The organism is Variovorax sp. GrIS 2.14 (assembly GCF_046115955.1).
Classification (GTDB): Bacteria; Pseudomonadota; Gammaproteobacteria; order Burkholderiales; family Burkholderiaceae_C; genus Variovorax.
This window is the reverse complement of sequence record NZ_JBJXIA010000004.1, coordinates 70,993-96,884: the sequence shown is the minus strand read 5'-3', so window position 1 is coordinate 96,884 and position 25,892 is coordinate 70,993. Positions and strand designations below refer to the sequence as shown.

The 25,892-nt window shown below is 61.6% G+C and carries 24 protein-coding genes, 1 tRNA gene and 1 pseudogene; 18 read left to right on the top strand and 8 right to left on the bottom strand.

The window, feature by feature from the left end; genetic code table 11:
* Positions 1-10 precede the first annotated feature (10 nt).
* Positions 11-1,090, top strand: coding sequence for a tripartite tricarboxylate transporter substrate-binding protein (locus RCH10_RS08635; protein WP_409052058.1), 1,080 nt, complete (start codon positions 11-13; stop codon positions 1,088-1,090).
* A gap of 48 nt (positions 1,091-1,138) precedes the next feature.
* Here the strand turns inward: RCH10_RS08635 and RCH10_RS08630 are convergent, their stop codons facing one another.
* The gene (locus RCH10_RS08630; protein WP_323501038.1) at positions 1,139-1,330 is read right to left on the bottom strand and encodes a hypothetical protein; all 192 of its coding nucleotides are present in this window, start codon (positions 1,328-1,330) and stop codon (positions 1,139-1,141) included.
* Between the two features lie 279 nt (positions 1,331-1,609).
* Between RCH10_RS08630 and RCH10_RS08625 the strand changes: the two genes are divergently transcribed.
* Together RCH10_RS08625 and RCH10_RS08620 are read left to right on the top strand one after the other, a co-directional pair.
* Positions 1,610-2,641 carry a CysB family HTH-type transcriptional regulator gene (locus RCH10_RS08625; RefSeq protein ID WP_409052057.1) on the top strand — a complete coding sequence of 344 codons (1,032 nt, stop codon included), beginning with the start codon at positions 1,610-1,612 and terminating at the stop codon, positions 2,639-2,641.
* 11 nt (positions 2,642-2,652) lie between these two features.
* Positions 2,653-3,915 (top strand): acyl-CoA dehydrogenase family protein, encoded by a 1,263-nt coding sequence (locus RCH10_RS08620; protein ID WP_409052056.1) that lies wholly within the window; start codon positions 2,653-2,655, stop codon positions 3,913-3,915.
* A 40-nt stretch (positions 3,916-3,955) separates the two neighbouring features.
* Here RCH10_RS08620 and msuE read toward each other — a convergent pair whose 3' ends face one another.
* Positions 3,956-4,528, bottom strand: coding sequence for an FMN reductase (gene msuE, locus RCH10_RS08615; RefSeq protein WP_409052055.1), 573 nt, complete (start codon positions 4,526-4,528; stop codon positions 3,956-3,958).
* 293 nt (positions 4,529-4,821) lie between these two features.
* Positions 4,822-5,733 (bottom strand): LysR family transcriptional regulator, encoded by a 912-nt coding sequence (locus tag RCH10_RS08610; RefSeq protein WP_323501041.1) that lies wholly within the window; start codon positions 5,731-5,733, stop codon positions 4,822-4,824.
* Positions 5,734-5,862: 129 nt separating this feature from the next.
* Between RCH10_RS08610 and RCH10_RS08605 the strand changes: the two genes are divergently transcribed.
* The 15 genes from RCH10_RS08605 to maiA all read left to right on the top strand — a co-directional run bounded on the left by RCH10_RS08605 (position 5,863) and on the right by maiA (position 21,709).
* The gene (locus tag RCH10_RS08605; protein ID WP_409052054.1) at positions 5,863-7,128 is read left to right on the top strand and encodes an aromatic ring-hydroxylating dioxygenase subunit alpha; all 1,266 of its coding nucleotides are present in this window, start codon (positions 5,863-5,865) and stop codon (positions 7,126-7,128) included.
* 1 nt (position 7,129) lies between these two features.
* Positions 7,130-7,600 (top strand): aromatic-ring-hydroxylating dioxygenase subunit beta, encoded by a 471-nt coding sequence (locus RCH10_RS08600; RefSeq protein ID WP_323501043.1) that lies wholly within the window; start codon positions 7,130-7,132, stop codon positions 7,598-7,600.
* A gap of 7 nt (positions 7,601-7,607) precedes the next feature.
* Positions 7,608-7,925 carry a non-heme iron oxygenase ferredoxin subunit gene (locus RCH10_RS08595; RefSeq protein WP_323501044.1) on the top strand — a complete coding sequence of 106 codons (318 nt, stop codon included), beginning with the start codon at positions 7,608-7,610 and terminating at the stop codon, positions 7,923-7,925.
* Positions 7,926-7,945: 20 nt separating this feature from the next.
* Complete coding sequence (locus RCH10_RS08590; protein WP_409052053.1) at positions 7,946-9,163, top strand: NAD(P)/FAD-dependent oxidoreductase; 1,218 nt, start codon at positions 7,946-7,948, stop codon at positions 9,161-9,163.
* Between the two features lie 40 nt (positions 9,164-9,203).
* Positions 9,204-9,908: a fumarylacetoacetate hydrolase family protein gene (locus RCH10_RS08585; protein ID WP_323501046.1), complete on the top strand. Its 705-nt coding sequence runs from the start codon at positions 9,204-9,206 to the stop codon at positions 9,906-9,908.
* Between the two features lie 56 nt (positions 9,909-9,964).
* On the top strand, positions 9,965-11,101 hold the full coding sequence (locus RCH10_RS08580; RefSeq protein WP_409052052.1) for a cupin domain-containing protein: 1,137 nt from the start codon (positions 9,965-9,967) through the stop codon (positions 11,099-11,101).
* A 70-nt stretch (positions 11,102-11,171) separates the two neighbouring features.
* Positions 11,172-12,470 carry a GAF domain-containing protein gene (locus RCH10_RS08575; protein ID WP_409052051.1) on the top strand — a complete coding sequence of 433 codons (1,299 nt, stop codon included), beginning with the start codon at positions 11,172-11,174 and terminating at the stop codon, positions 12,468-12,470.
* A gap of 216 nt (positions 12,471-12,686) precedes the next feature.
* Complete coding sequence (locus RCH10_RS08570) at positions 12,687-14,390, top strand: GMC family oxidoreductase (RefSeq protein ID WP_409052050.1); 1,704 nt, start codon at positions 12,687-12,689, stop codon at positions 14,388-14,390.
* Between the two features lie 94 nt (positions 14,391-14,484).
* On the top strand, positions 14,485-15,936 hold the full coding sequence (locus RCH10_RS08565; protein WP_409052049.1) for an aldehyde dehydrogenase: 1,452 nt from the start codon (positions 14,485-14,487) through the stop codon (positions 15,934-15,936).
* A gap of 509 nt (positions 15,937-16,445) precedes the next feature.
* On the top strand, positions 16,446-17,621 hold the full coding sequence (locus RCH10_RS08560) for an ABC transporter substrate-binding protein (RefSeq protein WP_409052048.1): 1,176 nt from the start codon (positions 16,446-16,448) through the stop codon (positions 17,619-17,621).
* Positions 17,622-17,625: 4 nt separating this feature from the next.
* Positions 17,626-18,543 carry a branched-chain amino acid ABC transporter permease gene (locus RCH10_RS08555; protein WP_409052047.1) on the top strand — a complete coding sequence of 306 codons (918 nt, stop codon included), beginning with the start codon at positions 17,626-17,628 and terminating at the stop codon, positions 18,541-18,543.
* Between the two features lie 3 nt (positions 18,544-18,546).
* Complete coding sequence (locus tag RCH10_RS08550) at positions 18,547-19,581, top strand: branched-chain amino acid ABC transporter permease (protein ID WP_409052046.1); 1,035 nt, start codon at positions 18,547-18,549, stop codon at positions 19,579-19,581.
* On the top strand, positions 19,581-20,336 hold the full coding sequence (locus tag RCH10_RS08545) for an ABC transporter ATP-binding protein (protein ID WP_409052045.1): 756 nt from the start codon (positions 19,581-19,583) through the stop codon (positions 20,334-20,336). Before RCH10_RS08550 ends, RCH10_RS08545 begins: the two co-directional genes overlap by 1 nt.
* Complete coding sequence (locus RCH10_RS08540) at positions 20,333-21,046, top strand: ABC transporter ATP-binding protein (RefSeq protein WP_409052044.1); 714 nt, start codon at positions 20,333-20,335, stop codon at positions 21,044-21,046. Before RCH10_RS08545 ends, RCH10_RS08540 begins: the two co-directional genes overlap by 4 nt.
* A 24-nt stretch (positions 21,047-21,070) precedes the next feature.
* The gene (maiA, locus tag RCH10_RS08535; RefSeq protein WP_409052043.1) at positions 21,071-21,709 is read left to right on the top strand and encodes a maleylacetoacetate isomerase; all 639 of its coding nucleotides are present in this window, start codon (positions 21,071-21,073) and stop codon (positions 21,707-21,709) included.
* A 135-nt stretch (positions 21,710-21,844) separates the two neighbouring features.
* On the opposite strand, the pseudogene RCH10_RS08530 reads toward maiA, so the two are convergent.
* The 5 genes and pseudogenes from RCH10_RS08530 to pheT all read right to left on the bottom strand — a co-directional run.
* Positions 21,845-22,141, bottom strand: a pseudogene (locus RCH10_RS08530) (IS3 family transposase); the annotation flags it as partial.
* A gap of 274 nt (positions 22,142-22,415) precedes the next feature.
* Positions 22,416-22,492: transfer RNA gene (locus RCH10_RS08525), tRNA-Pro, on the bottom strand.
* Between the two features lie 26 nt (positions 22,493-22,518).
* Positions 22,519-22,980: a MerR family transcriptional regulator gene (locus RCH10_RS08520; RefSeq protein ID WP_187052548.1), complete on the bottom strand. Its 462-nt coding sequence runs from the start codon at positions 22,978-22,980 to the stop codon at positions 22,519-22,521.
* 64 nt (positions 22,981-23,044) lie between these two features.
* Positions 23,045-23,422: an integration host factor subunit alpha gene (locus RCH10_RS08515; RefSeq protein ID WP_187052549.1), complete on the bottom strand. Its 378-nt coding sequence runs from the start codon at positions 23,420-23,422 to the stop codon at positions 23,045-23,047.
* 8 nt (positions 23,423-23,430) lie between these two features.
* Complete coding sequence (pheT, locus tag RCH10_RS08510; protein WP_409052042.1) at positions 23,431-25,875, bottom strand: phenylalanine--tRNA ligase subunit beta; 2,445 nt, start codon at positions 25,873-25,875, stop codon at positions 23,431-23,433.
* Positions 25,876-25,892: the final 17 nt, after the last annotated feature.

The following is a 25,892-nucleotide window of genomic DNA, read 5'->3' as shown; positions in this document are numbered from 1 at the left end:
CGCCGCAACCATGAAGACACACGCCCTCGCGACTGGCTTAGTGCATCGCAGCACGAACGGCCTGAACAGCTTTATGCCAAGGCGCAGCGTGCTGATCGCCGTCGCCACCGCCGCCGCCACGCTCGTCAGCCCGTTCGGCTTCGCGCAAACCCCGTCGACACCCAGGCGCGAGCGGCTTCGAATCATTTGCACCGGCCCCGCAGGCAGCGTGCCGGACACCATCGCGCGTCGCTTCGCCGAAGAACTCACGGGGGTGTTCGCGCAGCAGGTCGTCGTCGACAACCGCGCGGGTGCGGCGGGGCAAATCGCGGTGCAGGCACTCAAGTCGGCACCACCCGATGGCTCGACCTGGCTGCTTGGTCAGGGCGCGCTCGCCAGCCTCTACCCCACGCTCTACGAGAAGCTCGGCTACGAACCTGCGCGCGATCTTCGGCCGGTTTCGCTTGCCGCGGAAATGAACCTCGGCGTGGTCGTTGGCCCGGCAGTGCCGGCCGATGTCGACAGCATCGCATCGCTGATCGACTGGATGCGGCGCAACCCTGCTTCGGCCAATGCGGCATCACCGGGAACCGGCACCCTGCCGCACATCCTGGAGGCGATGCTGTTCGACAAGGCCGGCCTGGACTGGCGCCATGTGCCATACCCCGGCGGGCCGCCGGCCATGGTCGCGCTGCTCGGCGGCCAGGTCGCGGTGCTGGTGCTGCCGGAAGGGCTGCTGTTACCGCACCTGGCGAATTCGACGAGTCCGCCGAGTGCAGCTGGCGCCCGCCTGCGAATGCTCGGCACCTCGGGACTCGAGCGCAGCCGGTTTTCGCCGGGCGTGCCAACGCTGGTCGAGCAAGGCTACGCACGATCGGAAATGCGCGAGTGGTTCGCCTTCTTCTTGCCGGGTGGCGCATCGGCCAGCGTGGCAGAAGAAGCCTCGGCGGCAGTGAACACTGTCGTCGCTCGCGAGGAACTGGGGCGGCGATTCCATGACGCGGCGATGGTCGCCGTGCACAGCACGCCGGCACAACTCGCCGCGAAGGTCGACGAAGACCGGCGGGCCTGGGCGCCGCTGATGGTCAGCGCCGGTATCCGGGGCGACTGAACGGGCCGACGCGCGGAGGCCGGCAACGCGTTGTGTCAACCACGGCTTTCACCACGAGTGCGCGAAGACGGGCCGCTGCGATGCCACGATGGCCGCCTGCAGGCGCCGAACGATGCGGACCGGCACATAGCCGTGCGGCGCACGCCGCGCCACCTCGCGTTGCGAGACTGGCGCAATGCGCCAGACCGATGCCGTGCGTGCAATCACGCATCGGGCTTGCGCAGTGGGGACGAGGAGCATGTGAGATTCCGGGGATCGTGATGAAAAGGAACGAGGGGCAAGCCAGCGGATTCTGGGGACGCGCAGGCCAGTCGCAAACGAACGAATTCGTGTTTGCTGATGCGTTTTTCGTTGCAGCCGCACGCCCGCTGTATGTGCTTGAGCTCGCGAGTTTTTGCGAGGTCCACTCAGATCATTCCCTTATTTGAAAGCAACGAATCGGTAGTTCGGAACTCGAAGGCGCGCGCACAGAATTGAAGGCCAGCTGCCTGCTGGCACTGCTTCTTTTTTCTGGGGTCCATGAATTTCCAACAGTTGCGCTCCGTGCGCGAAGCCGTGCGATGCGGCTTCAATCTCACCGAAGCGGCGCATGCGCTGCACACCTCGCAGCCCGGCGTTAGCCGACAGATTCGCGAACTCGAAGACGAGTTGGGCATCGCCCTCTTCGCGCGCGCAGGCAAGCGATTGACCGGGCTCACCGTGCCCGGTGGTCACCTGCTGCCGATCATCGAGCGCGTGCTGATGGAGAGCCAGAACTTGCGCCAGGCCGGTAAGGAATTCCTGGCGCAAGAAGACGGCTTGCTCTCCATCGCCGCGACGCATTCGCAGGCCCGCTACGCCCTGCCGATGGCGGTGCAGGAGTTTCGCGGCCGCTTCCCCAACGTGCAGTTGCACCTGCGCCAGGGATCGCCGCAGCAAGTCGCTCAGATGCTGCTCGAAGGCGAGGCCGATGTCGGCATCGCCACCGAAGCGCTGGGCGACTACACGCAGCTCGTGGCGCTGCCATGCTTTCGCTGGACGCATTCGTTGATCGTGCCGCCAGGCCATGCGCTGCTCGAAGGGCCGCTCACCATCGAGCGCCTGGCGGGCTATCCGCTTGTCACCTACGACAGCGGCTTCACGGGACGCACGCGTATCGATCAGGCTTTCGCCGAGGCCGGCCTCAAGCCGGACCTGGCCATCACGGCGATGGATGCCGATGTCATCAAGACCTATGTCGAACTGGGCATGGGCGTCGGCATCGTCGCCGGCATTGCCTTCGAAGCCGAGCGCGATCTCAGACTGCGCGCGGCCGACGTCGGACATCTGTTCGGCATCAACCTCACCAAGCTGGCGGTGCGCCGTGGCGCTTATCTGCGGTCCTATGTCTACGCTTTCATCGAAGCCTTCTCGCCGACGCTGACGCGACCGGCCGTTGAAGATGCACTTGCCGCATTGGGTCCGCTTGGAAATGGCACAGCAGATGAAGGCGAAGCGCTGCTCGAGTCGGCACTGGCACAACTGCTATCGCGTTCGCCGGGCGCTGGCGGCTCGATTCCCGCACGGCATTGAGTCGAAGTTCGATGTCATCTACAACTCCTTTCGCTGCCGCCGCTGTCCCTCGCCCTTCCACCGCGTTCTCTTCACAGCAACTCGCCGAACGCTTTCGCCCGATCTTCAAGCGCATCGCCGAAGGCGCCTTGCAACGCGAGAACGATCGCGCTCTGGCTTACGAGGCCGTCGGCTGGCTGCGCGAGTCTGGCTTCGGCGCGCTGCGCGTGCGCATCGCAGACGGCGGTCTCGGCGCATCGCCGGAGCAGTTTTTCGATCTCCTGATCCAGCTCGGCGAGGCTGACTCCAACTTGCCGCAGGTGCTTCGGGCGCACTTCGGCTTCATAGAGCGGCTCTTCGCCGAGGTCGGTTCGGCTTCGCATGAGCGATGGTTTCGTCTTGCCGCGGATGGCGTTATCTTCGGCAATGCCACCACCGAGTTGGGCCACGGCGCGCTGGGCAGTCTGCAAACCAAACTGCGCAGGGATGGCGACCACTGGCGGCTGGACGGCGACAAGTTCTACAGCACCGGCACGCTCTATGCGAACTGGATCGGCGTCGCTGCGCAGCGCATCGATGAACGCGAGGAAGGCGCCAACGAGCGGGTACTGGTGCTGGTGCCTGCTGATGCGAAAGGCGTCGAACGGGTCGACGACTGGCGCGGCTTCGGTCAACGGTTGAGTGCTTCAGGCACGACGCGGTTTCGCGATGTCCGTATCGACCCGGCCAACGTGTTGCCGAGCGCACGCACCGGTCCCACGCCGATGACCGCCTTCTTTCAAACCGTGCATCTTGCGACGCTGGCCGGCATCGCACGCGCCATCGAGCGCGACGCCATCGCCTTCGTGCAGGCACGCAAGCGGGTGTACAGCCATGGCAGCGGCGGCACGCCGCGTGAAGACCCGCTGGTGCAGCAACTCATCGGCCAGCTGGCCGCCACGGCCTTCGCAACCACAGCCACCGTGCGGGCAGTTGCCACCGGCCTGGGCGACATCGACCGGTTGCGTGCGGCGGGCGAATCCGTGCCTGTCGAGCTGCTGGTGGATGTGGAACTGCGCATGGCCAAAGCGCAGGTGTTTATCGGCGATGCGGTGCTGCAATCGGCCACGCGGCTGTTCGACGTCGGTGGCGCGTCTGCGCTGCGGGAAGACGCGCGGCTCGATCGGCACTGGCGCAACGCCCGTACGCTGGCGTCGCACAACCCGGTCATCTACAAGGCGCGCGTGGTGGGCGACCACGCACTCAACGGGATCGATCCGACCTTCTACTGGACGGTCGGCGCCAACGCGAGTTGAGCAGCGATCAGGGCGGATCAACCGCCTTGTTGCGACGTGCTCAGACCAACGCCGGCGCCGCGACAGCGCGCTGACTGCGTTGCAACAACACCGGCACCGCACGCTCGACGGCCAATGCGATGCGTGCCCGCAGCGCGTCGCTGCTCACACGGTAGTTGTCGAACTCCTTGCCGGTCGCATACACGCCGATGGGCAGTGTGTGGGCCTGAAAGAAACTGAACAACGGCCGCAGCTGATGGTCGATCGCCAGCGCGTGGCGGTCGCTGCCGCCGGTCGCGGCCAGCAGCACCGGCACGTCGATCAACGACTCGTGGTGAACGAAGTCGAACAGGTGCTTGAAGAGCCCGGTGTAAGAGCCGCGATAGATCGGGCTGGCGACCAGCAGCAAATCGGCCGTCTCGATATCGCGCAGGATCGACTCGATCTCCGCGGGCAGATGGGAGCGCTGCAGCACGCTGCCGAACTTCGGGACGATCTCGCCCAGCTCGATGAGCCGCGTGTTGGCCGACACCGCATCGTTCAACCCTTCGAGCAAATTTTCTACCAGTGCAAGGGTGCGTGAGGGACGTTGCAGGCCGCCGGAGACGGCGACGATCTTGAGTTTTTTTGCCATGTTGGAACGCTGGAGAAAGAAGTTAACTTCAAGGCGGCTTCAGCAGGCTACCGAGAAATGAAACATCAGACTGTGCAGCCGCAATGCGCGTTTCACGACCTTCGGCCTAGAAGCATTTCAGCTATCGATATGCGGATTGCGATGTCGTGCTCGATCAGCGGCAGCGATGCGCGCGTCCGGTTCAGGGAGGATCTCTGTTTCAAACTCGCAGGGGCCACGGTTTGCTTGCCCGCACTGCGTGATCGCAAAGACAAACGGCTGCTGGTCCAGCGTGATCAACGCACACGATCTCGCTACGAACCGCCCTCCCCGTGCAAGCTAACGATCAAGGCCCGCAACCATGCGATGGCCGGATCCTTGTTATAGCGTCGATGCCAAAAGAGATTGATGGCAATTTCCGGGAGCTTGGCGGGATGGCGAACGTAAGCAAGTCCAAACGGCTGTGCCAAGGCTTGCGCGAGACGCTCCGGAACGGTGGCTACCAAGTCGGAGTCGTGCAATATGTGCCCGACAGCAACGTAGTGGGGAACGGTCAGTACGACCTTGCGGCTGATTTTCCTGCGCTCCAGCAGGTCGTCTGCTTTTCCATGGCCGGTGCCTTTCGAGATGACGACAACATGCTCCGCGTTCGAGAATTCGCTCAGTGACATCGACCGCTTGTCGAGTGCATGACCGCTTCGAAACATGCAGACGTAGTGTTGCTTGAACAGCCGGCGCTGGTGATAGCCCGCCTTGAGTTGCGGCAGCAGGCCGATCGCCAACCCGACGTGCCCCGCCTCCATTTCATCCTGCAAATTCACCGCCGCGTTTCGGACCGTGCTGAGCGTGATGCCAGGCGCGACACGGGCTATCTCCTTCATCAACTTCGGCAAGAAGTAGATTTCCCCTATGTCGGTCATCCCCACCGTGAACGCACGCTGCGAGGTCGCCGGATCAAAACTCGCCTGTTGGTTCATTGCGGAATGAATGACCTGAAGCGCACGGGCGGTCGGCTCGGCCAGTTGCTGCGCAAACGGGGTCGGCTCCATCCCGGTCGGGGTGCGAAGAAACAGTGGATCGTTCGTCACCTTGCGCAAACGCGCCAACGCATTGCTGACGCCCGGTTGCGACAGGCCGAGGTTCTCGGCAACCTTTGACACACGCCGGTCCACAAGCAGTTGCTGAAAGACGACCAGCAGATTGAGGTCGATGTCCTTGAGTTCCATTACGCAGCTCACATTCGCGAAATCAATTTTGCTTATTGTTCATATTCTATTGAACGATGAGAGCCCAGGCTGGATCATTCTTGCACCGCGATAAGCAGCTGTGACACACGGCTGGACAGGAGACAAAAAATGGACAACACCTCAGCCGTGTTTCCCCAGCAAATCCACTGGGAAGACAAGGGCACCAGCCGCATCCCCTTCATGGCCTACACGGAGGCAGACCAGCATCGGCGCGAGCTGGAGCGTTTCTTCTATCGGAGCCACTGGTGCTACGTGGGCCTGGAGGCAGAGATCCCCAAGGTCGGAGATTTCAAGCGCACGGTCGTCGGTGAGCGATCCGTCATCATGGTGCGCGACTCCGAGGACTCGATCAGCGTGGTCGAGAACGTTTGCGCTCACCGCGGCATGCAGTTCTGCCGCGAGCGGCATGGCAACCGCAAAGCCGAAGGGTTCACATGCCCTTACCACCAATGGAACTATGCGCTGACCGGCGATTTGCAGGGCGTCCCTTTCCGCCGAGGCGTCAAGCAGGATGGCAAAGTCAACGGCGGCATGCCCGCAGACTTCAAGACGGCCGACCATGGCCTCAACAAGCTGAAAGTCGCCGCGCGCGGTGGGGTCGTATTCGCATCATTCGACTCCGAGATCGAGTCGCTCGATGACTTCATGGGGCCTGAGATCCTCCGTTACTTCGATCGTCTTTTCGACGGCCGCAAGCTGACGATCCTTGGCTACAACCGCCAGCGCATTCCAGGCAACTGGAAACTCATGCAGGAGAACATCAAGGATCCCTACCATCCGGGGCTCTTGCACACGTGGTTCGTCACATTCGGACTCTGGCGCGCTGACAACAAATCAGAACTGAAGATGGACCGGCACCACCGGCATGCCGCGATGATTTCGACGCGCGGGGCCAGTGGCAAGGCGGATGAGGTCACGCAGGTTTCGAGTTTCAAAGAGAGCATGCAGCTCAATGACCCTCGTTTCCTCGACATCAAACCAGAGGCTTGGTGGGATGGGCCGACCGCTGTGTTGATGACGCTGTTCCCCAGCGTCATTCTTCAGCAGCAGGTCAACAGCGTGTCGACGCGGCACATCCAGCCCAGCGGTCCCGGTGCCTTCGACTTCGTCTGGACGCATTTCGGATTCGAGGCGGACGATGCCGAAATGACGCAGCGTCGGCTCCGCCAGGCCAATCTCTTCGGGCCGGCCGGCTTCGTATCGGCCGACGACGGTGAGGTCATCGAGCTATCGCAAAAAGGCTTCGAGCAGAAGCCCTTCCATCGCACGCTCGCTGAATTGGGAGGCCGTGAAGTGGGCGACACCGATCACATGGTCACCGAGACGCTGATCCGCGGCATGTACGAGTACTGGCGCAAGGTCATGGAGGCGTGACATGAACTTTCAAGACCATCTCGACTTGAATCAGCTGTACGCCAGCTATGCGAGTGCCGTGAGTTCAGGAAACTGGGAACTGTGGCCCGAGTTCTTCACCGAAGATTGCACCTATCGCCTGCAGCCACGTGAGAACTATGAACGTGGCTTCCCGCTCGCAACGCTGTCCTTCGAGAGCAAGGGCATGTTGAAGGACCGTGTCTACGGCATCCGCGAAACGCTGTTCCACGATCCTTACTATCAACGCCACGTCGTGGGTTCACCACTGGTCTTGAAAGCCGAGCAGGACCGCTTCGAATGCGAAGCGAACTACGCAGTGTTTCGCACCAAGCTTTCAGAACTGTCGACGGTCTTCAACGTGGGTCGATACATCGACACCGTCGTTCGAACCGAGGACGGACTCAAGTTCAAGTCGCGCCAGGTCATCTACGACAGCGAGATGATTCCCAACTCGATCATCTATCCGCTGTAAGGACATCATGAGCGAAATCCAATGGACCGATGCGGCCTCGTTCGATGAGGTACCAGCCGACGATGTCATCGGAAAAGTCGTCGATGGACGCGACCTGGCGCTCTACAACGTAGAGGGTGAAGTCTTCGCCACCGACAACCTCTGCACACATGGCCACGCGCGTTTGTGCGAAGGGTTTCTGGAGGGCCACGAAATCGAGTGCCCTTTGCACCAGGGCAAGTTCGACGTGCGCAACGGCGCCCCGACCTGCGCCCCAGTCACTGAAGCCATTCGTTCGTATCCCGTGAAGATCGAAGCAGGCCGCGTGTATTTGGCTCTCGGCTGAGCAATGGGGTTGAACACGCCATGAGCACTGAGACAATCGTCATCGTGGGTGGTGGGCAAGCCGGCGGCTGGGCCGCCCAGACCCTGCGAACGAAAGGCTTTGCTGGCCGGATCGTTCTCGTAGGCGACGAAGCGCACAGGCCGTACGAGCGGCCCCCACTTTCCAAAGCCGTGCTGTCCGGCCATGCCATGGTCGAGTCGACCTATCTGCAAAAGCCCGAGGCATTCGAAGCACTCCAACTCGACTGGCGACAGAACGTGGGAGTGACTGCGATCGATCGGCGATCCAGAACGGTCCGGCTCACGCAAGGCGAGCCGATCTCGTACGACAAGCTGATCCTCTGCACCGGCGGACGGGCCCGCAGTCTGAATATTCCTGGTGCAAATCTGCCGGGCGTCTTCATGCTGCGCAGCATCAAGGATGCTGAAAAGCTGGGTGCCGCGCTGGTCGCAGACAAACGGCTGCTGGTCATCGGCGGCGGTTGGATAGGCCTGGAGGTTGCATCGACCGCAAGGAAGAAGGGGCTGGACGTCACCATCGTCGAGGCGTCCGAACGTCTTTGCGAACGGACCGTCCCGCCCGGGGTCTCTGACTACTTGCTGCGTCTGCACACCTCGCACGGGGTCCGGGTCGAACTGGGCGCCGGCATCGAGCGCCTTGCGCCATCGGCCTCAGGGGCCTTGATCGCAATGTTGAGTGACGGACGTGAGGTTGAAGCCGATGTCGTGCTCATCAGCGTCGGCCTTGTTGCCAACGATGAACTCGCACGTGCGGCAGGTTTGGCCTGCGACGGGGGTGTTTCTGTCGACTCGCAATGCCGCACCTCCGACCCTGACATCTTCGCGGCAGGTGACGTCGCCGTTTGGCACTCCAAGTGGGCCGGCCGGCATATGAGGCTGGAGTCCTGGCAGAACGCGCAGGAACAAGGCATTGCGGCCGCTTGTGCCGTCCTCGGCATGGATGTCGACCACCAGCCTCTCCCCTGGTTCTGGTCGGATCAATTCGACGTGAACCTGCAGATCTATGGCATGCCAGCTCCAGCGCACCAGACCGTGTTGCGGGGCAACGCGAACTCCAACGCATTCGTGATGTTCTTTCTGGATCACGGCAAGGTCGCCGCTGCACTCGGACCGAACTCAGCGCGAGATCTGCGCTTTGCGCGACGGCTGATCGAGCGGGGCACCCTGGTCGACCCAGCACTATTGGCCGACGTCGAGATGCCGCTTTCCAAACTTTAGTCCCGCATTTGCACACAACCATTTCTTCACCGAGACCCACATGACCACCACCTACCTTTGGACCCCGCCCGCTGTCCCGTCACTTCCGGTGCGCGGCAAGTCCGAACGCGCACCCGTCAATCGCCTTTTCTTCGTGGGCCGCAACTACCACGCCCACGCGGTCGAGATGGGGCGCCCTGTCGACAAGTCCGTGGAGTCGCCGTTCTATTTCACGAAGAGCCCGTCCACACTGGTCGAGTCCGGTGCCACGGTTTCGTATCCCGCAGAGACGAAGAACTATCACCACGAAATGGAGCTGGTAGTAGTCATCGGCGCGGCGGGGTTTCGCGTGAAGCGTGCCGATGCGGCGTCGCTCATCTACGGCTACGCATGCGGCCTGGACATGACCCGGCGCGACCTGCAGCTCGTGGCGCGAGACAAGGGCCGGCCGTGGGATCTCGGCAAGGACGTGGAGCAATCTTCGGTGGTGTCGGAGATCGTGCCGATGACGGGAACGGTGCTGGAAAGCGGCGCTCTCGCGCTCAGCGTCAACGGCCAGACGCGCCAGAGTTCCGACCTGGACAAACTCATCTGGAACATCCCCGAACTCATCGAAGACCTTTCGAAGTTCTATCACCTTCAACCCGGCGACTTGATCTTCACAGGCACACCGGAGGGCGTCGGTCCACTGCAGCCAGGCGACCATATTGAAGGCAGCGTCGCAGGCGTCGGGACCATCTCCTTGACGGTCGGCCCGGCAGACTGACGCCGAACCGACGCCACTTCGCATCTACTGCGGTGCGCACCCCACGAAAGACTTCCATGATCGTCGACGCCGTTCCCTCTCCCGTTCGTCTCACGGTGGCAGCTGGCCCCGGACAGCCCGATCCCAGTCCCGAGCTGGAACAGCTCTACCGCGGCTTCGAGCGAGAAATGCTGGTCCCCTTGTGGACCGAGATCGGCGACTTGATGCCACGTCATCCGCGCAGCAAAGCAGCGCCGCACGTCTGGCGTTGGGATCGCCTGCTCGAGCTGGCAGGCGAGGCCGGACGCATCGTCCCTGTCGGCCGCGGCGGTGAGCGACGGGCCATCGCCCTCGCCAACCCTGCGCTGGGTGGACGGCCCTTTGCGACGCCGACACTGTGGGCCGCGATTCAATATCTGATGCCTGGCGAGAACGCGCCCGAGCATCGCCACACCCAACATGCATTCCGCTTCGTCGTCGAAGGGGAAGGTGTCTGGACCGTCGTCAATGGCGATGCGGTCCGGATGTCACGAGGCGACTTTTTGCCGCAAGCGGGATGGAACTGGCATTCGCACCACAACGCCGCGACCGCACCGATGGCCTGGATCGACGGACTCGACATTCCGTTTTCGTACTTCACTGAATCGCAGTTCTTCGAGGTTGGCCGCGAGCGTGTCGCCGATGCCGAGATGGGCACGCCGGATCGATCGCGCTCCGAACGGCTTTGGGGCCATCCGGGACTGCGGCCGCTGTCCCAGCCAGACGCGCCAACCGCTACACCGTTGCTGGCATATCGTTGGGCCGACACCAATCGCGCTCTGGCCGATCAGCTCGCGCTGGAAGACGAAGGTCACGAAGGCACGCTGAGCCCCGGGCATGCCGCAGTGCGCTTCACCAACCCGAGCAGCGGACGCGATGTCTTGCCGACCATGCGTTGCGAAATGCACCGTATCCGTCGCGGAGCACGCTCCGCGGCACGGCGCGAAGTCGGCTCGTCGGTCTATCAAGTGTTCGAGGGCGAGGGACAGATCACGGTCGACGAACGAAAGTGGACGGTCAAACGGGGCGATCTGTTCGTCGTCCCGTCATGGACTTCGTTCACCGCCAGTTGCGGCAACGACAGCGCTTCTGCCCTCGATCTTTTCCGCTTCAGTGATGCACCCATCTTCGAAGCGCTCCACGTCCACAGGTCGAGTTCAGATGCCCCGGCCTGATTCAACCCGGATGACAGGCATGTAAGGCGCGACAGTGCAAACCCATCGATGGAATCAAGCCGAAATCGATATGAACGCTTCCGTCCCCTTCCCTTTCTTCGCGTCGAAACGCGCGCGCGTTGAACTGGCTCGACAGCGGTACTTCGAGGAAGGACTGCTGCCATCGGGTGTCGTGAGCGACGCCGTCTACGAATCCTGGGCGCGCTGTCAGCGCTTGCACGCGAGCCCGTCGGAAAAAGTGGCATTCCAGCCGGTGTCGCCCAGCCGCACGCACCTGGCGCTGCAGAAGAATCACGAGCTCGTGCAAGCATGGCTGGACGAACTTCCGAAGCTGCAATCCGTCCTGGGCGCAACCTCCTGCGCGGCGATGCTCACCGATGCCAGCGGCGTGATCGTCGGCGCTACTTGCGTCGGGCGCGCTCACGAATCGATCATGCTGATTGCCGCACGTGTGGGTGTCAACCTTTGCGAAGAAGCCGTCGGCACGACGGCACCTGGGGTTGCCGCGCGCACAGGACTTGCCGTTTCCGTCGATGGCGCAGAGCACTTCTTCGACGCGGTCGGTTCCATGCATTGCGCCGCCGCACCGATCCGCAACATTCGTGGACAGCTCGCCGGCGTCTTGGATATCTCAAGCGAAGCCATTCCCTTTTGCTTCGATGCCACCGCAGTTGTCGGGCTGTACGCCGCTGCGATCGAGAACCGTCTTTTCCTGTCGCAAGCCAGCGAGCACCTGGTCGTTCGATTCCAGATCGATCCCGCTTTGGTCGATTCCAATTTCGTTGCGCTGGTGGGCGTCGACAAGAACGGCGATCTGGCTTGGGCGAACAACTCGGCGTCTCGGCTCCTCGGCCTCGGACCGGTCAAACCCCATGCCGAGACGACTTCTGTCGAAGCTGCGTTCGATGCAACCACCTCGCAGCTGGCCTCATTGCCCCGATCCGGCTCCGGCCTGCTTCGGCTGGCAAACGGACTGATGGTCTGGGCACGGTCCGAGATGAAAGTACAGGATGGGCATCGCGATCTCGTTCTCGGTGTGGACGCGGGGCGCCTGGATCTCGATGCTGCGAACAGTCGTACCCATACGGCTTCGAGCGACACACCGACCGGGATGACCCCCGCTGTGCGCATCCATCTCGAAGCGGTGCATTCCGAGAGCGGCGACTCGCTCGAACCGATGCACGCGCCAGAACAGCAGGCTCCGAGCCAGCGCTCGCCTCGACTACAAGACTGCGGGAAAGACCTGATCGAGCAAACGCTGGCAGCTTGCGAAGGCAACTTGACCAGAGCAGCAGAAATACTCGGCGTCTCCCGCGGCTTGATCTACCGACGGCTCGGCCGTCCAGCACGCCCTTCGCTTTCTGTGTGAAGACAGGGCGTCGCGATCGTTCCAAAACGGAACAACGCGCCGCCCGGGTATTCCCGATGTACCGGCAACGCCATCGCCTCACTTACCTTGCAGTCCGTTGCCAACACGGCGCTCAGGCTCAACGTGCGGCAACAAGGGGACTCTTTTTCATATTCGGAGGTGGACAACGACATGCAACCTACTCGCCATACTTACAACGCAAGCCAGGACAACGGCTTGTTGGACAGACTTGAACAGGCTCTGCTCGCAGGTCGTCTAGACCGGCGCAGCTTTCTCAGAGCAGCCGCAGCGGCCGGCTTGGCCAGTGCCAGTCTTCCGTCACTTGCCGATGACCTGGACGCAGCGCGTGCCAACCAGGCGGAGCGCTCGGCCAAGCTGCTTCCGGCATACGACTACGTCATCGTCGGAACGGGCAGCGGCGGCTCTGCACTGATCGGCCGGCTTGCCGCCAAGACAAATGCCAGCATCCTGGTGATCGAAGCCGGCGACTGGGACACGGCACCGTCCGTCATGGACCCGAAGCTGTGGTTTACCAACCTCGGAACCGAGCGGGACTGGCAAGACGCGGCGCTGCCAGCGGCCAGCACGAACAACCGTGCCATCGCGGAGACCATGGGCAAGGTGGTGGGGGGCGGCAGCAGCATCAACGCGACCATCTGGGCGCGTCCCTTCAAGGCAAACCTGGACCACTGGGCACAGGAAAGCGGCGATGCGAGCTGGGGCTATGAGCACGCACTGTCCATCTACCGCCGAATGGAAAACTGGCAAGGCAAGCCCGACTCGCACTACCGTGGCAAAGGTGGCCCGGTCTGGGTTCAACCTGCGTTCGACCCGCCACCAGTCGCATTGGGAATGCTTGCCGCGTGCAAATCGCTGGGCATGCCGATCCTGGATGACCTGAACGGCGCGCGCGAACTCGGCAGCGGCGGCTTCGCATTGATGAACCAGATCATCAGGGATGGTCGCCGGCAGAGCTTGGCGCGCTCCTATCTGTATCCCGTGCTGGCGCGCAAGAACGTCACTCTCCTGGTGAAGTCCCACGTGGATCGCCTCACCTTCTCGGGCACGCGGGTCACAGGTGTCGAGTTGCGCCAGGGCGATGGCGCCCCGATCCGCATTCAGGCCAACGCCGAAGTCATCCTCTGCTCGGGTGGCATCAACACACCCAAGCTCATGATGCTCAGCGGGATCGGCGACGAGCAACAACTGCGCTCGCACGGTATCAAAACGGTCGTCCACTCCCCAGAGGTCGGTCAGAACTTTCACGATCATCTGCTCCACGGGGGGTGCATCTGGGAGCCCAACGAGCATGTCCCGCATCGCAACAGCGCAGCGAATGCCTCGGGGTTCCTTAAGAGCCAGGCCCACCTTCTGTCGCCTGACCTGAATCTGGTTCAGATCGAGCTGCCATATGCCAGCGACGTCGTCGCCAAGCAGTTCTCCCCGCCACCGACCAGTTGGGCTTTGTGCTCTGGACTCGTCGCGCCGAAGAGCCGCGGCGAGATCAGGCTCCGGTCCGCCAACCCGAATGATCGACCGATCGTCGACGCACGCTTTCTCAGCCATCCCGACGATGTCAAGGCCATGGCGCATGGCATCGAGGTCTGCCGCGAGATCGGCAACTCCTCTGCCATGCGCCCATTCGTGAAGCGCGAGGTCGCCCCAGGCAAGACGCTCAGCGGACAGGCGATGGACGACTTCGTGCGAAACGGCGCCACGACCTATTTCCATCAGGTCGGCACATGCCGCATGGGGAAGGACGACCGCGCGGTCGTCGACGCCAAGCTGCGCGTTAACGGCGTACAGAACCTGCGGATCGCAGACAGCTCGATCATGCCGCGCATCCCCGCGGTCGCGACGATGGCGACCTGCGCGCTGATCGGGGAACGCATGGCAGAGATGCTGCGACCGAAGGCGTGAGTACAGCACCCCTATCGAACCGCGAAGCCTCCCCAATCACTCAATCTCAATCTCAATCTCAATCTCAATCTCAATCTCAAAATCAAGGTACGTCATGCAATCCGAACTGATCCTGGACAACGAGAAGCGCGTCGCACAGGGCAGTGCAACGTTCGAGCGTCGTCACCCGATCACCAACAACGTCGTCACGACCGCAGCCGCCGGCGGCGTGAAAGACGCCATCGCAGCCGCAGATTCGGCCGGTACCGCATTCAAGACATGGCGTCACAGCACGCCATCCGACCGGCGCCGGATTCTTTTGAAGGCGGCCGATGCGCTCGAGGCCAAAACTCCAGAGTTCATTGAAACCATGGCTGCAGAAATCGGCGCGTCGGCGCTCTGGGCAGGTTTCAATGTGTTCCTTGCCGCAACCGCGTTTCGCGAAGCCGCATCGATGACAACGCAAATCCAGGGAGAGACCATCCCGACGGACAAACCCGGCGCTCTGTCGATGACTGTGCGTCAACCAGTCGGCGTGATCTTGAGCATCGTCCCCTGGAACGGGCCGGTCGTTTTGGCCGCACGCGCCATTGCCTACCCGCTGATGTGCGGCAACGCGGTCGTGTTTCGCGCATCGGAAGCAAGCCCGCGGACCCACATGCTCGTCGCGGAAGCGCTCGTCGAAGCCGGGCTTCCACCGGGCGTGTTGAACTTTCTGACAAACGCGCCGCAGGATGCGCCGGAAGTGATCGACGCGCTCATCGCCCACAAGGCGGTACGGCGCATCAACTTCACCGGGTCAACAAAAGTCGGACGCATCATTGCGCAGAAGGCTGCGGTTCATCTGAAGCGTTGCCTGTTGGAACTCGGCGGCAAGTCGCCGCTCGTGGTGCTCAAAGATGCCAACATCGACGACGCTGTCAAAGCCGCGGTCTTCGGCTCCTTCTTGTACCAAGGTCAGATCTGCATGTCGACCGAGCGGATCGTTGTCGATGAATCCATCGCCGATGAGTTCGTCGCGAAGTTCGCAGCCCAAACGCGAAACTTGCCCAGCGGTGATCCGATGACCAATCCGCAGTGCGTCATCGGACCGATGATGTCCAAGGACTCCGGCCCTCGACTGAACGCTCTCATCGACGACGCTCTGGCCAAGGGCGCCAAGTTAGCCTGCGGCGGCCGTGCCGATGGCGCCACGATGCCGGCGACCATCGTCGATCACGTGACACGTCAAATGAAAATCTTCGACGAAGAAACGTTTGGACCGGTGACGACGATCGTCCGAGTCAATGGTGACGCTGAAGCCATTGCCGCGGCGAACGACACGGCCTACGGCCTGTCGGCAGCCGTCTTCTGCAAAGACGTGATGCGCGCGTTGAACGTCGCGCTGCAGATCGACACCGGCGCGTGCCACGTGAATGGAGCGACGGTACAAAACGAGGCACAGGCACCGTACGGCGGCACCAAAGACAGTGGCTATGGCCGCTTCGACGGCCGCGCCGTGATTGACGAATTCACAGAGTTGAAGTGGATCACGATCGAACCGGCGGGTCAGCAATATCCTGTGTAGCGCACCAGCGGCCGGGTCCACGCGCAACGCGCTGGACCCGTTTTTCAAGACCAGGCGATCGACATTTCTGGGGTAGCAACGATGGCTGCTTCAGAGTCCACTATTCGCAGAATCTATGTTCTGTATTTCGCACATCCTATTGGATTATGTCGACGTTGACGCAATGATTGTCTGCCCCCTGAAACAGAGATTAGGCGCCTTCCAGGTAGCCTTCGAAGGAGACAGACATGAACCGTTTCTTGCCTTTCCGGCAGCCTCCAGTTTCGTGTTCAACCTTGCTTGAACTCCGATTGGCCTGAACACCGGCGCACCGCCAGGCGACGAAGTTGCCCGTTCATGAGCCGGCGATGAAACCCCCTCCCCAAGACTGGCTAACCGCATTTGGCCTTGATCTCACTGCGCCAGCGATCGCCCCGTGATTGGGAGGACCTGCTTACTTCGCGCGGCCGAAGCGCATTGGATCTCCCTGCTTTCCTGATTATTCCGAATCAACTCTTTCGAGACAAAAAATGACTGCTCGCAACGTTCTACGCAACATCAAACTGAGCGCGGCAGCTGCTGCCTGCGCAGGCGCCTGCCAACTGGCCTCAGCAGCCACGATCGGCCTCATGGCGCCGCTGTCGGGGCCGATTGCGATCGTCGGTCAGGATCAGGTCGACGGGTTCATGCTCGCAGTCGAACAACTCGGGGGCAAGCTCGGTGGTCAGCCAGCCAACATACTTAAAGAAGACGACCAGCTCAAGCCCGAGATCGGTGGACAGATCGTTCGCAAGTTCATCGACAAGGACAGGGTCGACGCCATCGTCGGACTCAGCTTCTCCAACGTCATGATGGCGAGTCTCCCGCGCATTGCCGAGTCAGGCACCGTGGCCATCGCAACCAATGCCGGGCCTTCACCCGTAGCTGGCGCGGGTTGCAAAGCCAATGTGTTTTCCATGGCGTGGCAGAACGACGGTGCGGCCGAGGCAATGGGCAAGTACACGCAGGACAAAGGCATCAAGAAGGTGTACTTGATGGCCCCCAACTACCAGGCCGGCAAAGACATGCTGACCGGCTTCAAGCGCTATTTCAAAGGCGAGATCGTCGAAGAGGTCTACACGCAGGTGAATCAGCCGGACTACTCTGCGGAGCTTGCCCAACTGCAAGCAGCGAAGCCCGACGCCGTATTCGTCTTCTACCCGGGCGGCATGGGCGTGAACTTCGTCAAGCAGATGGCGCAGGCCGGCCTGATGACGAAAATTCCGCTCTACTCCGTTTTCACGGTCGACGGCACGACTTTGCCTGCACTGCGAGATGCGGCGGTCGGGAGCGTCAGCGGAGCGATGTGGGACGCAGCGCTCGACACGCCGGAGAACAAGAAGTTTGTCGCCGATTTCGAGGCCAAATATAAACGCACGCCCAGCGAATATGCAGCCACCGCCTATGACGCGGCGAACGTGCTGAACATAGCCCTCGGCAAAGCCAAACCCGGCGACAGCAAGGCATTCGCGGTGGCCGTCAAGGCCGCCGGAAACGAGGTGAAATCGGTTCGTGGCCCATTTGCATTCAACAATAACAACTTGCCGATCCAGAACTACTACGCTTTTGAAAGCGTGAAGGGGAGCAATGGAATCACGAGCAAATTACTCGCCACTCCCCTTCCGAAGCATGTCGATGCTTATCACGCGCAATGCGCGCTGAAGTAAGCCCATGAGCAGCACCGTCCTTCTTGCGCAGCTGCTCAACGGACTTCAATACGGCGTGCTTCTTTTTCTGCTCGCGGCGGGGCTGACACTGGTCTTCGGCATCATGAGCTTCGTCAACCTGGCGCACGGCTCGCTTTACATGATGGGGGCCTACTTCGCAGCTACTGCATTTCAGTACACAGGCTCGTTTGGCCTGGCAGTCCTTGCCGCCATGGCAGGCTCGCTTGTGCTGGGGCTTCTCCTCGAGTTCGTGGCCGTTGCAAGGTTGTATCGCCGCGACCACCTGGACCATGTGCTGGCGACCTTCGGGCTGGTACTTTTCTTCAACGAACTCGTGCGCATCGTGTGGGGGTCGCAACCCGTGTTCCTCCAGGTCCCTGAGTTCTTGGGCGGCGCAATAGACATCGGTGGGTTCAACTATCCGGCTTACCGTTTCGCGATCATCGTAGTCGGCCTCGTGGTCGCGATCGGCTCCTGGGTGCTGATCAACAAAACACGAGTCGGCATGCTGATCCGCGCGGGCGCCGTGAACCCTGCGATGGTGGCGGCGCTGGGCGTGAACATTCGCCTGCTCAACGCGATGCTCTTCGGTGTGGGCGCGATGCTCGCGGGTCTTGCTGGCGCGATGGCCGGGCCCATTCTCTCGGTGCAGTCCGGTATGGGAGAGTCTGTCTTGATCACGACGTTGGTGGTCATCGTCATCGGTGGCATCGGCTCGGTGACGGGCGCATTCTATGCAGCACTGATCGTCGGTGTGGTCGACACGTTGGGACGGGTGTTCCTGCCCCTTATATTGCGGCAAGTCACCGAGCGCTCCTTCGCGGATGCAGCCGGACCGGCACTGGCTTCGATGCTGGTCTATCTGCTGATGGCAGTCGTTCTAGCATGGCGGCCGCAGGGCCTCTTCCCGGCGCTGAGGTAACCCATGGCTTCGCTCATTTATCGTCCCAGTCATTGGGTTCCGGTGTTGGTGCTCCTCATGCTGACCGGCGTGCCTTTCGTCGCGCTGGCCATGGACCAAACCTTCTACATCGCGTTCTTCGCACGCATCATCATCTACGCCATCGCCGCGTGCGCACTCAACGTTGCGCTCGGCTACGGCGGCTTGGTGAGCTTCGGCCACTCGCTCTTCCTCGGTGTCGGGGGTTACGCCGTCGGACTGGCATCTTTCTACGGCATCGGCAACGGCTGGATTCACCTGTTGCTGTGCCTTGTCGCATGCGGGTCGATCGCTTTCGTGACCGGGGCCATCAGCCTGCGCACGAGCGGGATCGCTTTCATCATGATCACGCTGGCGTTCGCACAGATGGGCTACTTCTTTTTCGTCAGCCTCAAAGCCTATGGCGGCGACGATGGTCTTTCAATCTCGATGGGAAGCCGCTTCGGTCCGATCGACCTTTCGTCGGCAGTGCATGTTTATGCGGTGTCGCTCATCGTTCTCGTCCTCTCGCTATGGTGGCTCGCTCGACTGCGCGTCGCACCGTTCGGGATGGTCATTCGTGGCGCAAAGCAAAACGCGAGGCGCGTGAATGCCATGGGGATTCCGGTCATCCGCTACCAGCTGTTTGCCTATGTGCTCTCGGGCATGCTGTGCGGCGTCGCGGGCTTGCTGCTCTCCAACCTCAACGCTTTCGCGTCGCCCAGCACGCTGGCGTGGTCGGTGTCGGGCGAGCTGATCGTGATCGTCGTAATCGGCGGCCTGGGAACGGTGTCCGGTCCGCTCCTCGGCGCCGTTGTCTTTCTGGGCCTCGAAGAAGTTTTGAAGGGGTGGACCGACCACTGGATGATCGTGTTTGGGCCATTGATCGTGCTGGTGGCGTTGCTCGGCAAGCGCGGTATTGTTGGCATCCTCGAACGATTCGATCGGCGACCGGCCAGCGACCGTGCTTCTAACTTGGCAGCGACTTCTCCCGGAGTCTCACCCTCCCGCACCAGCGCCGATCCAAAGGGAGCTGCATGATGGCAAGCTCTTTGCGCACGGAGTCACTGTCCAAACGCTACGGTGCACTGTTGGTCACTGACTCAGTTTCGCTCGACATCAAAGAAGGCGAGCTTCACGCCATCATCGGTCCCAATGGCGCGGGCAAGACGACGCTCATCAATCAACTGTCCGGTGAACTTGCGTCCGACAGTGGCAGCATCTGGTTCGACGGTGCAGAGGTCTCGCGACTCCCCATCCACGAGCGAGCAAGACGCGGCCTGCTTCGGTCTTACCAGATCACCTCCATCTTCGAGGACTTCAGCGTCATTGAGAACGCTACCTTCTCGGCCTTGGCGTCACGACGTCACGCTTTCAGCTTCTGGCAGCCGATGGCAGCCGACAGCCAAGCGACAAAGGCGGCGGTGGAAGCCCTGAAAGCCGCTGGCCTCGACGCTCGCATGGAAGTCACCGCCGGCGATCTCGGCTATGGGGAGCGGCGTCAGCTCGAGCTCGCGATGAGCCTGGCCGCCGGACCCAAATTTCTGCTTCTCGACGAACCCATGGCCGGCATGAGCGTGCAGGAATCTGCAAGCGTCATCGCATTGCTGCAACAGCTCAAGCGCCAGTACACGATCCTGCTCGTCGAACACGATATGGATGCCGTGTTCGCACTGGCCGATCGCATCAGCGTGCTGGTCTACGGAAAGATCCTCTTCACCGGAACCCCTGACGAGATCCGGAACCACCCTGAAGTAAGAGCCGTCTACCTGGGCGAAGAAGAGGCAGAAGCATGAGTCCCTTTCTCTCTGTCAGAGGCTTGCAGGCTTCATACGGCCATGCGCAAGCGTTATTCGACATTTCGTTCGACGTCGGAAGCGGCGAGGTCATCACCCTGCTCGGGCGCAATGGCATGGGTCGATCGACCACTGTCAAGTGCCTCTTCGGGATGTTGCCTGTCAAGGCCGGCACTGTATCCGTGGGTGGAGTGAGAACGGACCATCTGCCATCCCATCGCATTGCTCGCAAAGGCTTGGCGCTGGTCCCAGAAGGCCGTCAGGTGTTTCCCAACCTCACCGTGGAAGAAAACCTCGTCGCCACCGCGCGGGACTCGAACCAGCACGCCGGTCGTCGCTGGGATTTGGGTCGCATCTACGCATTCTTTCCGCGTCTGAAGGAACGCCGTGGCAACCTCGGCTCCCAACTTTCAGGCGGCGAGCAGCAGATGCTGGCCATTGGCCGCGCCCTGATGACTAACCCCAAGTTGCTGGTACTGGACGAAGCCACCGAAGGTTTGGCGCCCCTGATTCGCAATGAGATCTGGCGATCATTGGTCGAGCTCAAACAGGATGGCCTGTCTCAAATCGTCATCGACAAGAACGTCAAGTCGTTGCTGCACTTGGCGGACCGCCACGTCGTCATCGAAAAGGGGCGTGTGGTCTGGCAAGGCACCTCGGCTGAACTGCGCGGGCAACCTGAAATCGTTCATCAATACCTTGGTGTCTAGGCAGATTCCTGAGTCACAAACAACATGAAGCTCTACAACTTTTTCCGTAGTGGCACATCGCATCGACTTCGCATTGCGTTAAATCTCAAGAATCTGACGTACGAACAAGTCGCGGTGGACTTGCGGCGAGAGGAGCATCTTGGGGAGGCGTTCAAAGCCATAAATCCGCAGCAGATGGTCCCCGCGCTCAATGTCGATGGGCTCATCCTCACCCAGTCGCCCGCGATCATCGAATGGCTCGAAGAGCGCTACCCGCATCCTCCCCTCTTGCCGTCCTCTCCGCTCGACCGAGCACATGTGCGCGCCCTCGCGGCAATCATCGGATGCGACGTTCATCCGATCAACAATCGTCGAATTCTGGAAATGCTGCGTCACGACTTTGCAGCCGACGAAACGGCAGTCGAGCGCTGGTGCCAAACCTGGATCGGCCATGGCTTCGACAGCTTCGAGGCCCAGCTCGCATCGCCAAGCCTTCGCAGCAATTTTTGCTTTGGCGATCGACCAACGCTTGCCGACGTCTATCTCATCCCGCAGATCGAAAGCGCACGCAGATTCAAGGTCGACATGGCGCGCTGGCCGAGATTGCTTGCTATCGATGCGGCATGCTCAACGCTTGAATCTTTCAAGCACGCTGTTCCATCCGCGCAACCCGATGCGTCCTGAGCTCCATGACAAGCGACGCATGCGTCCAAATTCTGATTGAGTAGGGGAAACAACGTCTTTCAGTTAGCGCAATGACAAAACCACATGCTTTACAGGACTGACCTTGCCCCTGGAATCCGTACCCCATAGCCGAGTTCATGAGTTGGCTTGCTGTGGCTGAATGGCAAGCCAGTCCCGCTCGAACTGCATCGGGCTGACGTATGCCAGCGTCGAGTGCAGCCGGTCGCGGTTGTACCAGAGCAGCCAATCGATGGTTTCGTCCTTCGCCTCGCGCCGGGTCTTAAACCGTGTGCCGTGCAGCCGCTCCACCTTCAACGACCCGAACAGCGTCTCACTGCAAGCGTTGTCCCAGCAGTTGCCCTTTCGGCTCATCGAGCTGGTGATGCCGTACTCGGCCAGCATCGCCCTGAAGCCGTGGCTGGCGTACTGGGCGGATTCAACTGGTTGTCGCAACACCGGGTTGTCGGGCAGGCGGCGTTCTTGCATTGGATTTCGGTCAGCGTGGGCAACTCCGGCCGTGGAACGTCGATCTCTCAATGAGAACCGGGGAACAAATCCCCCACTTTCGACCGTTACCCCGGTTTGTTCCCCGGTCTGTTGCTGGCAGTCAATGCCCCGTCTTGGACGGTCTTGGAGGCTAGATACCCATTTCCCCAATGAAAAAGGGCGTCCGGTGGATGAAACCGGACGCCCTTGGACGCTTTATTGGTCGGTGTGAAAGGATTCGAACCTTCGACCCCTTGCACCCCATGCAAGTGCGCTACCAGGCTGCGCCACACACCGAAGTCTCAAATTATAGCGGGGCCGTTTTAACGTCCGACGGAGAGAAGCTCGCGAATTTCGAATAGCTCACGGCGCAGCAAGATGAGCTGCGCGCGGTCGACCTGTCGGGGCGGGTTGGTATCGAGTGCCTGTTGCAGCACGACAGCAGCATCGAACTCTTCCTGATCGATTTCGACTGCCTCCATGCCCTCCAGCGGCACCTCGCCGGCTTTGCGCTTGTCGCGCTCGTTTTGCACCAGTTCCTGCAGCTTGTTGCGGGCGCCGCTGATGGTGAAACCCTGGTCGTACAGGAGGTCGCGGATGCGGCGAATCATGAGCACCTCGTGGTGCTGGTAATAGCGTCGGTTACCGCGACGCTTCATCGGCCGAAGTTGCGTGAATTCCTGTTCCCAGTAGCGCAACACGTGCGGTTTGACGCCACAGAGTTCGCCGACTTCACCAATGGTGAAGTAGCGTTTGACAGGAATAGGCGGGAGCGTTTTCTCCATTGAAATCAAGACGGTGCCGGGGGAAGCTCAGAGGTTACCCCACGTGCACGCAGAGCCACAAGAACTATTCGGCGCCAACGCTCCACTCAACCTCTTTTGCGCCACTGCTTTCGTCTTCGGCAGGGACGATGCTGCCGTGAATCTGCTCTTTGAGCTTGGCGCTCGCATGAAAGGTGGCGACCCGGCGCGCGCCGATCGGAATCGCTTCGCCGGTGCGCGGGTTGCGGCCGGGCCGTGGCGCCTTCACCCGGATCTGGAAGTTGCCGAAGCCCGAGATCTTGACGTCTGTGCCTTCGATCAGACTGCCGGCGACCAGATCGAAAAACGCTTCGACCATGTCTTTGGATTCGCGCTTGTTGAGGCCGATCTGCTCGAACAACAGGTCCGCCAGATGCGCCTTGGTCAGGGCCGGTGTTTCGAGCGCTTCAAACGTAAATTCCATGGCGTCGATCATCCACGCAAACGTGCGCCGAGCTTGGCAGAAAGTTGATCGACGATGGCGCGTACCGCCGGGTCGACCTGCTCGTCGGTGAGTGTCGCGCTGTCGTCATGGAAAGTCAGGCGAACCGCCATGCTCTTCTCGCCCGATGCGAGCCCTGGAGACGCCGGCACCGTGCCGTCGCGTCCGGCTTGCGGCCGATAGATGTCGAACAATGCGGCGTCGCGCAGCAGGCCACCGGTCGATGCCGAATCGATCGCAGCGGACAACGCTGCGAAGCTGACGGCCTCGGCCACCACGACTGCGATATCGCGCTCCACAGACTGATGCCTAGGCACGGGTTGGGCGAGCGGAACGGGGCGCGCGGTCACCGCGTCGAGATCGAGTTCGAACAGCACTGGCGCTTGCGCGAACTCCCATTGCTGACGCCATCGCGGATGCAACTCGCCGACCACACCGATCGCTTTTCCATCGACGAGCACGCGTGCGGCGCGGCCCGGATGCAGCGCCGGATGTTCAGTGCGTTCGAATGTCGGCGCCAAGGGTGCCAGCAACGCTTCGACATCGCCCTTGACGTCGAAGAAGTCGGCGCGCGCCGGCTTGGCATCCCAACGCGCCGCCTGCGCATCGCCCCAGGCGAGACCCGCGATGCGCATGGGCTGATGGATGCCTTTGACGGTGGTGTCGGTCGTGGCAACAGACGCATCACGCATGAAAACGCGGCCAATTTCGAAGACGCGTGCGGCCGGCGCCTTGCGGTCGAGGTTGAACTTGAGCACTTGCAACAGCGAGCCGAACAACGACGAACGCATCACGCTCATCTGGCTGGCAATCGGATTCAACAGCTTCACCGGGTTCGCATTCCCGGCCAGGTCACGCTCCCAATCGGCTTCGACAAAGCTGAAGTTGATGGTCTCCTGGTAGCCCAACGAAGCGAGTCGATGCCGCACCGCGAAGCGGCTGCGCTGCGCCTCGGTCTGCACGCGCGCGGTGATTGGCGCGAGCGGCGGAGTCGTAGGCAGGTTGTTGTAGCCGATGAGGCGCGCAACCTCTTCGATCAGGTCTTCCTCGATGACAAGATCGAACCGATGCGGCGGCGGCGTGACGACCAATGTGCCGTCGCCTTCGATCAAGGCAAAGCCGAGTCGGCTCAACGCATCGACGCATTGCGCCTGGGTCAACGGCATGCCGATGACGCGCGCCGCGCGTGCAACGCGCAAGGTAACAGGCTTCAAGTCTGGAAGGTGCAGGGTCTGGTCGTCGGTCGGCCCTGGCTGGCCGCCACAGATATCAACGATCAACTGCGTGATGCGTTCGATGATCTGCACGGTGCGGCTCGGGTCGACGCCACGCTCGAACCGATGACCGGCATCGGTCGAAAAGTTGAAGCGGCGCGAGCGCCCCTGGATCGCATCAGGCCACCAAAACGCGGCCTCGACATAGATGTTGCGCGTGCCGTCGGACACGGCGGTGGCGTCGCCGCCCATGATGCCGGCAAGCGATTCGACTTCGCGCTCATCGGCAATCACGCCGACCTTGTCGTCGACGGTCACGGTGTTGCCATTGAGCAGCTTGAGCTGCTCGCCGGGTTGACCCCAACGCACGGTGAGGCCGCCATGAATCTTGTCGAGGTCGAAGATGTGCGTGGGTTGCCCGTACTCGAACATCACGTAGTTCGAGATGTCGACCAGCGCCGTGACGCTGCGTTGACCGCAACGCGCCAGCCGGTCGATCATCCACGCAGGAGTCTTGGCTTCAGGGTCGACGCCCTTCAGCACGCGGCCCGAAAAGCGGCCGCAGAGTTCAGGCGCATCGACCTTCACTGCGAGCTTGCTGTCGTGCGTCGGCATGACGGCGGGTGTCGCCGGCGTCTTGAGGGGCACGCCAGTCAATGCAGACAGTTCGCGCGCCACGCCGTAGACACTGAGGCCATGTGCCAGGTTCGGTGTGAGCTTGAGCGTGAGCGTGAGCAGCACATCGTCGAGCTTCAACACGTCGCGCACGTCGACGCCAATTGGCGCGTCTGCGGAGAGTTCAAGAAGCCCGCCGTGGTCTTCGCTGAGCTGAAGCTCGCGCGCTGAGCACAGCATGCCTTGGCTCTCCACGCCACGCAGCTTGCCGAGCTTGATCAAGAAGGGTTTGCCATCTTCACCAAGCGGCAGTTCTGCACCGACGAGCGCACACGGCACCTTGATGCCGACGCGCGCATTGGGTGCGCCACAGACGATGTTGAGCAAGGTTCCCTGCCCGACATCGACCTGGCAAACCTTCAAGCGATCGGCGTTCGGGTGCTGCGTCGCTTCCTTGATTTCGCCGACCACGATTTTCGTGAAGGCAGGTGCGGCGGACCGACGCTCTTCGACTTCGAAACCGCCCATCGTGAGCGTGTCAGCCAGCTCAACGCTGCTGAGCGGCGGGTTGCAGAACTCGCGCAACCAGGACTCGGGGAATTGCATCTCGTCGTACTCGTTTC